The 5,345-nt window shown below is 65.0% G+C and carries 8 protein-coding genes; all 8 read right to left on the bottom strand.

The window, feature by feature from the left end; genetic code table 11:
- Positions 1–624 (bottom strand): tryptophan synthase subunit alpha (gene trpA, locus VKM35_RS00380; RefSeq protein ID WP_324317186.1); only part of this gene is annotated, 624 nt, incomplete at its 3' end.
- Positions 621–923 carry a DUF3144 domain-containing protein gene (locus VKM35_RS00375; protein WP_324317184.1) on the bottom strand — a complete coding sequence of 101 codons (303 nt, stop codon included), beginning with the start codon at positions 921–923 and terminating at the stop codon, positions 621–623. The genes VKM35_RS00375 and trpA, both read right to left, overlap by 4 nt.
- A gap of 50 nt (positions 924–973) precedes the next feature.
- Positions 974–1,252 carry a DUF3144 domain-containing protein gene (locus VKM35_RS00370; RefSeq protein WP_324317182.1) on the bottom strand — a complete coding sequence of 93 codons (279 nt, stop codon included), beginning with the start codon at positions 1,250–1,252 and terminating at the stop codon, positions 974–976.
- Between the two features lie 115 nt (positions 1,253–1,367).
- Positions 1,368–2,597 carry a tryptophan synthase subunit beta gene (gene trpB, locus VKM35_RS00365; RefSeq protein ID WP_324317180.1) on the bottom strand — a complete coding sequence of 410 codons (1,230 nt, stop codon included), beginning with the start codon at positions 2,595–2,597 and terminating at the stop codon, positions 1,368–1,370.
- Entirely contained in the window at positions 2,590–3,243 is a 654-nt protein-coding gene (locus VKM35_RS00360) for a phosphoribosylanthranilate isomerase (RefSeq protein ID WP_324317178.1), read from the bottom strand. The genes trpB and VKM35_RS00360 overlap by 8 nt, the downstream gene beginning before the upstream one ends.
- Before the next feature lie 150 nt (positions 3,244–3,393).
- On the bottom strand, positions 3,394–4,170 hold the full coding sequence (gene truA, locus VKM35_RS00355) for a tRNA pseudouridine(38-40) synthase TruA (protein ID WP_324317176.1): 777 nt from the start codon (positions 4,168–4,170) through the stop codon (positions 3,394–3,396).
- 100 nt (positions 4,171–4,270) lie between these two features.
- Entirely contained in the window at positions 4,271–5,185 is a 915-nt protein-coding gene (locus tag VKM35_RS00350) for an NAD-dependent epimerase/dehydratase family protein (RefSeq protein ID WP_324317174.1), read from the bottom strand.
- Positions 5,163–5,345, bottom strand: a 183-nt coding sequence (locus VKM35_RS00345) for a GDP-mannose 4,6-dehydratase (protein WP_324317172.1), incomplete at its 5' end; no start/stop codon positions are given. The genes VKM35_RS00350 and VKM35_RS00345, both read right to left, overlap by 23 nt.

Here is a 5,345-nt window from a genome sequence, read left to right as displayed (position 1 = left end):
CACCGGCACCTTGGCGATCGCGCGCAACGCACCTGCGCGTTTCGCGACATCGGCGACGTCGATACCACTGGCACCGGTCACGCCGGCGAAGCTGACGTAATACACATAGCCCTGCGCGTCGTTGGCCAGGTGCGCGAGGCGCGCCGGCGAAGTGGTCGGCGCTGCGAGCGAAATCAGGTCAAGCCCCTGCGCGCTGAAGCCTGCACGCATCGGCGCCGCTTCTTCCGGCGGCAGGTCGACCAGCAACACGCCGTCGACGCCAGCAGCGACCGCTTCAGCGGCGTAACGATCGATGCCGCGCATTTCGACCGGATTGAGATAGCCCATCAACACCACCGGCGTCTGCGCGTCGCGTTCGCGAAATTCGCGCACGCAGGCGAACACGTAGTTGGTGTCGACGCCGCGCGCCAGTGCGCGTTCGGAACTGCGCTGGATCACCGGGCCATCGGCCATCGGGTCGGAGAAAGGTACGCCGAGTTCGAGCAGGTCGGCGCCTGCCGCCACCAATGCATGCATGACCGCGACGGTGGCTTCCTTCGACGGATCGCCGGCGGTAATGAACGGCACCAGCGCCTTGCGCCTGCCGGCACGCAGCCTGGCGAAAGACGCGGCGATGCGGCTCATTCTACGGCGGCGCTGCCGGCGGCCGGAGCCGCGCCGATCATCTCGCTGCTGTAGTGAAGAATGAAATTCTTCACCTGCAAGCCGACGTAATCGGCGAACTGCTCGCGCTCGGCCTCGCTATCGGCCTTGACCACGGTGCGGTAGTGATGCGCGCTGTAACGCGCGAAGGCGTGGAGCATGGCGAGCTGGGCGTGCGCGGTATCGAAGCGGCGCTCGATACGGTTGGCCATCTCGATGAAATCATTCACGCGAATGAAAAATTCCTGCGAAATCTGCTCGGTGGGTGTCGTTTCGGTCATGGCGGGTTCTTCAGAAAAGGACGGTGGTACGAAAGCGGGCGATGCGCTGCTCAGACGATGGGGTCGCCGCTGGCCATCGTGTCGATGTGCTCGTTGAGCATGCGGCGATACAGGTCGATCATGTAGCTGACAAATTCCTCGCGGCTGAACTGCCCGGCGTCGCCGCGATGCAGGAAACCGTGCACGTTGTAGCGGGCAGCCGCATACAGGATCGAGGCACTGACCGCATCGTAGTTGTAGGTCTTGTGCAGGGTGTTGGCGTGCGCCAGGAATTCGTTGACGCAGGCGTGCAGTTCGGGAGGCAGGGCAACAGCGCTGGGTGTGGTCATGGTGGCAATCGGTCGAGGAGTCAGCGGGGGATTCTAGCGGAAGAGCGGCGCCGCCGGCCCTGCGCCCCGCCGACAATCGGCGACAGAAGCATGAACCGGCGCACGGATTGGCGCGTCAGAGCGTGATGCCTTCGCGCCTGGCGATGGTGTAGATGTCCTTGTCGCCGCGACCGGACAGGTTGGCGAGCACGAGCGCATCCTTGGGCAGGTCGCGTGCCAGCTTCATCGCCTGGGCGATCGCGTGGCTCGATTCCAGCGCCGCGAGGATACCCTCGGTGCGCGCCAGGAGATGGAACGCTTCCATGCATTCGGCATCGGTGACGCCGACGTAGTTGCCGCGGCCGCTGTCCTTGAGGAAAGCGTGTTCGGGGCCGACGCCGGGGTAATCCAGACCGGCGGAAATCGAATGCGTCTCAGTGATCTGGCCGTCGTCGTCGCAAATCAAGTAAGTGCGATTGCCGTGCAGCACACCTGGGCGGCCGGCCGATAGCGAGGCCGCGTGCCTGCCGCTGGCGATGCCCTCGCCCGCCGCTTCCGCACCCCAGATCGCGACGCTGCGATCGTTGAGGAAGGGATGGAAAATGCCGATGGCATTGGAACCGCCGCCGACGCAGGCAACCACGGCATCGGGCAGACGGCCGTATTGCTCCAGCATCTGCGCGCGTGCCTCGGTGCCGACGACCGCGTTGAAATCGCGGACCATGCGCGGATACGGACTGGGGCCGGCGACGGTGCCGATGATGTAGAACGTGTCGTGCACGTTGCTGACCCAGTCGCGCATCGCTTCGTTGAGCGCGTCCTTCAGCGTCTTCGAACCCGAATGCACCGGCACGACTTCGGCGCCCAGCAGTTTCATGCGGAATACGTTGATCGCCTGGCGCTCGATATCGACCGCGCCCATGTAGACCACGCATTTCAGGCCCATGCGCGCTGCGACCGTGGCGGATGCCACGCCGTGCTGGCCGGCGCCGGTCTCGGCGATGATGCGGGTCTTGCCCATGCGCTTGGCCAGCATCGCCTGGCCGATGGTGTTGTTGATCTTGTGCGCGCCGGTGTGGTTGAGGTCTTCGCGCTTGAGCAGGATGCGCGCGCCGCCAACGTGTTTGCTCAGCCGCTCGGCTTCATAGATCGGGCTCGGACGACCGACGTAATGCCGGTAATCGTGCTGCAGCTCGGCGAGAAACTGCGGATCGTTCCGGTAGTGATCGTAGGCAGCAGCGAGCGCGGCCAGCGGCTCGATCAGGGTTTCCGAAACGAAGGTGCCGCCATAGTTGCCGAAATGTCCGCTGGCGTCGGGCCAGGCGCCGAAATCGGCGATGTCGGCGGCAGCGGGAACCTCATTCATGGCCTTGGCTGGTTTCGAACTGCTGGCGATCGGCACGTCTTACCTCGTCTACGAATTGCTGCATTTTGTCGCCATCCTTGAGACCTGGCGAACTCTCGATTCCACTCGACACATCGACCGCGTACGGACGCGCCTGGCGGATGGCGGTGCCAACGTTGCCGGCATCCAGGCCACCCGCGAGAAAAATCGGCCGTCCGAGATTGGGCACCAGGCCCCAGTCGAAACTTTCGCCACGTCCGCCCTGCTGACCCGGCGCATGGCCGTCGAGCAGGAGCGCGGAAGCCGAAGGATAGCGTTTCCGCGCGGTTTGCGCGTCCTCCGACCCCGGCCCCATGGTCAGCGTCTTGATGAAAGGCAGGCCGAAACTGCGGCAGAAAGCGTCGTCTTCGCGGCCATGGAACTGCAGCAGGCTCGGTCTCAGCGCCCGCACCACCTCGACGACCGCGGCGCCGCTGGCATCCATGAACAGGGCGACGACATCGACCAGCGGCGACACCGCCGAGCGCAGCCCGGGCAGCAATTCCGGCGTCACGAAACGCGGGCTGCCCGTCGCGAAAACGAAACCCAGCGCATCCACGCCGAGCTCGACCGCGAGGCGGACGTCACCGGGGCGCGTGAGGCCGCAGAACTTGATCCGTGTGCGCATGGGCTTGGGCCGTGAGCGGGGGAAACATTGTAGGCCTGTGTCGCAAACCGCGCGCATGCCTGCGTAGGAGCGGTGTAGGAGCGGCGCAAGCCGCGATAGGCTTCGCTCCGAAGCAGAGCGTTCGCGGCTTGCGCCGCTCCTACAGCGCTCCTACGGAAGCGACAAAGTGACTTCGGCGGGCAGGCCCCATTCGGCGGGATATTTCGCGCCCAGGAAAACCAGGCCTTCGGCGGGTGCGGTCGGACCGGCGACGGTGCGGTCGCGGCCGGCAAGCAACTGTCCGGGCCAGGTTTCGGATTGTTCGTGATGACCGACCGGGATCAGGCTGCCGACGATGTTGCGGACCATGTGGTGCAGAAAGGCGTTGGCCTGTACTTCGACGATCACCTGCTCGCCATCGCGACGCACGCCGATCTCGTGCAGATGGCGATTGGGATGTTTGGCCTGGCATTGCGCGGTGCGGAAGGCGCTGAAGTCGTGTTCGCCCACCAGTGCCTGGGCAGCGCGATGCATGGCATCGGCATCCAGCGGCAGGCGCTCCCAGCTGAGGAATTGCCGCTGCATCGCCGGCGGAATCGCGCGGTTGAGAATGCGATAACGATAGCGGCGCGCGCGGGCAGCGTAACGCGCATGGAAATCATCGGCGACCGCCTGGCACCACAGCACGCGGACACCGCCAGGCAGACGCGTATTGCTACCCAGCACCCAGGCACGTGGATCGCGCGCAGCATCGCTGTCGAAATGCACCACCTGGCAGGCCGCATGCACGCGCGCATCGGTGCGGCCCGAGCACACGACCTCGACCGGATGATGCGCGACGAACGCCAGCGCCTCTTCCACCGCCGCCTGCACGGTCGGCCCGTTGTTGTGACGCTGCCAGCCGAAGAACTCGCTGCCGTCGTATTCGATGCCAAGGGCGAGGCGCATTGCGGGGCGCGTTCCAGTGCGGTGATGGATCAGTTTGCCAGAGGCCGGGGGCGTCACCCCGGCGCGAGCCGGGTGACGATTCAGTTGGCTGCATGCATCCCTAAGCCCGATACATCCATTCCAGCGTCTGCGGCAGTGTGTAGTCGTCGAGCGTGCCGACCGCTGCGAGCAGGCGCGCATTCGTGCCCGACAGGCGCGTGACTTCGTTGGCGCGCACGAACGCCGGGTTGACCTGGATTTCGATGCGATACCCCGCCAACGATTCCAGCGTCGCGATCGCCTCGCGCAGCGAATACGCACGACCCGAGCACAGGTTGAACACGCCACCGACTGGCGCGGCTTCAACCAGGCGCCGATACGACTGCGCAACCGAACGCACGTCCCAGAAATCACGCGATACGTCGACATTGCCGAGCTCGATCAGCGGCGCGCGCCGACGGAAATGATCGACGATCTTGGGCAATACGAAATTCACCGACTGGCCGACACCGGTGTAGTTGAATGGCCGCGTGAACACGATCGGCAGGCGATCCATCCACAGCCGCGCCATGTATTCCATCGCCAGCTTGCTGACCGCGTAGTCGTTGGCTGGCGTCGCTGGTACGTCCTCGTCGATGATCTCGACGTCGGCATTGCCGTAGATGTTCGCGCTGCTGGCCAGCACCACCACGCGCGGCTTGTGCGCGGATTTCGCTAGCGCCTCGAGCAGATTGCGCGTGCCGACCACGTTGACGCGGTAGATCGCATCGGCATCGCCGTGCGCGACGAAGGCAATCGCCGCCAGATGCACGACCACGTCCGGTTGCACGGAGGCGATCGCGGCATCGGCGGCGGCACGGTCGGTGAGATCGACCGTCAGCCAGTTGCTTTCGTTGTTGGCCTGATGGGTCAGACCGACAACGCGATAGCCGGCGTCTTCGAGTTCGCGCGCCAGGTAGCGACCGGTGAAACCGCAGATGCCCGTGACCAGCGCGACGGGCGCGCCCTTCGCCTCAGAAAGAGAACCCACGCTCATTCCTGGCGATATCGGCGTCGACCATCATCTTGCACAACTGCTCCAGCGTCGTGGTCGGTTTCCAGCCCAGCTTGGCGGTGGCCTTGGCCGGATTGTCGATCAGCAATTCGACTTCCGCGGGGCGGTAGAACTTCGGATTGATGCGCACCAGCGTACGACC

It is taken from the genome of Arenimonas sp. (assembly GCF_035312645.1).
GTDB lineage: Bacteria > Pseudomonadota > Gammaproteobacteria > Xanthomonadales > Xanthomonadaceae > Arenimonas.
Note: the sequence above shows the minus strand (reverse complement) of the source record. Positions and strands in the feature narration are given on the sequence as shown.

Bases quoted from the DNA above. Each gene is read 5' to 3' on its own strand.
- VKM35_RS00375 (WP_324317184.1), bottom strand. From the start codon at position 923: ATGACCGAAACGACACCCACCGAGCAGATTTCGCAGGAATTTTTCATT.
- VKM35_RS00370 (WP_324317182.1), bottom strand. From the start codon at position 1,252: ATGACCACACCCAGCGCTGTTGCCCTGCCTCCCGAACTGCACGCCTGC.
- trpB (WP_324317180.1), bottom strand. From the start codon at position 2,597: ATGAATGAGGTTCCCGCTGCCGCCGACATCGCCGATTTCGGCGCCTGG.
- VKM35_RS00360 (WP_324317178.1), bottom strand. From the start codon at position 3,243: ATGCGCACACGGATCAAGTTCTGCGGCCTCACGCGCCCCGGTGACGTC.
- truA (WP_324317176.1), bottom strand. From the start codon at position 4,170: ATGCGCCTCGCCCTTGGCATCGAATACGACGGCAGCGAGTTCTTCGGC.
- VKM35_RS00350 (WP_324317174.1), bottom strand. From the start codon at position 5,185: ATGAGCGTGGGTTCTCTTTCTGAGGCGAAGGGCGCGCCCGTCGCGCTG.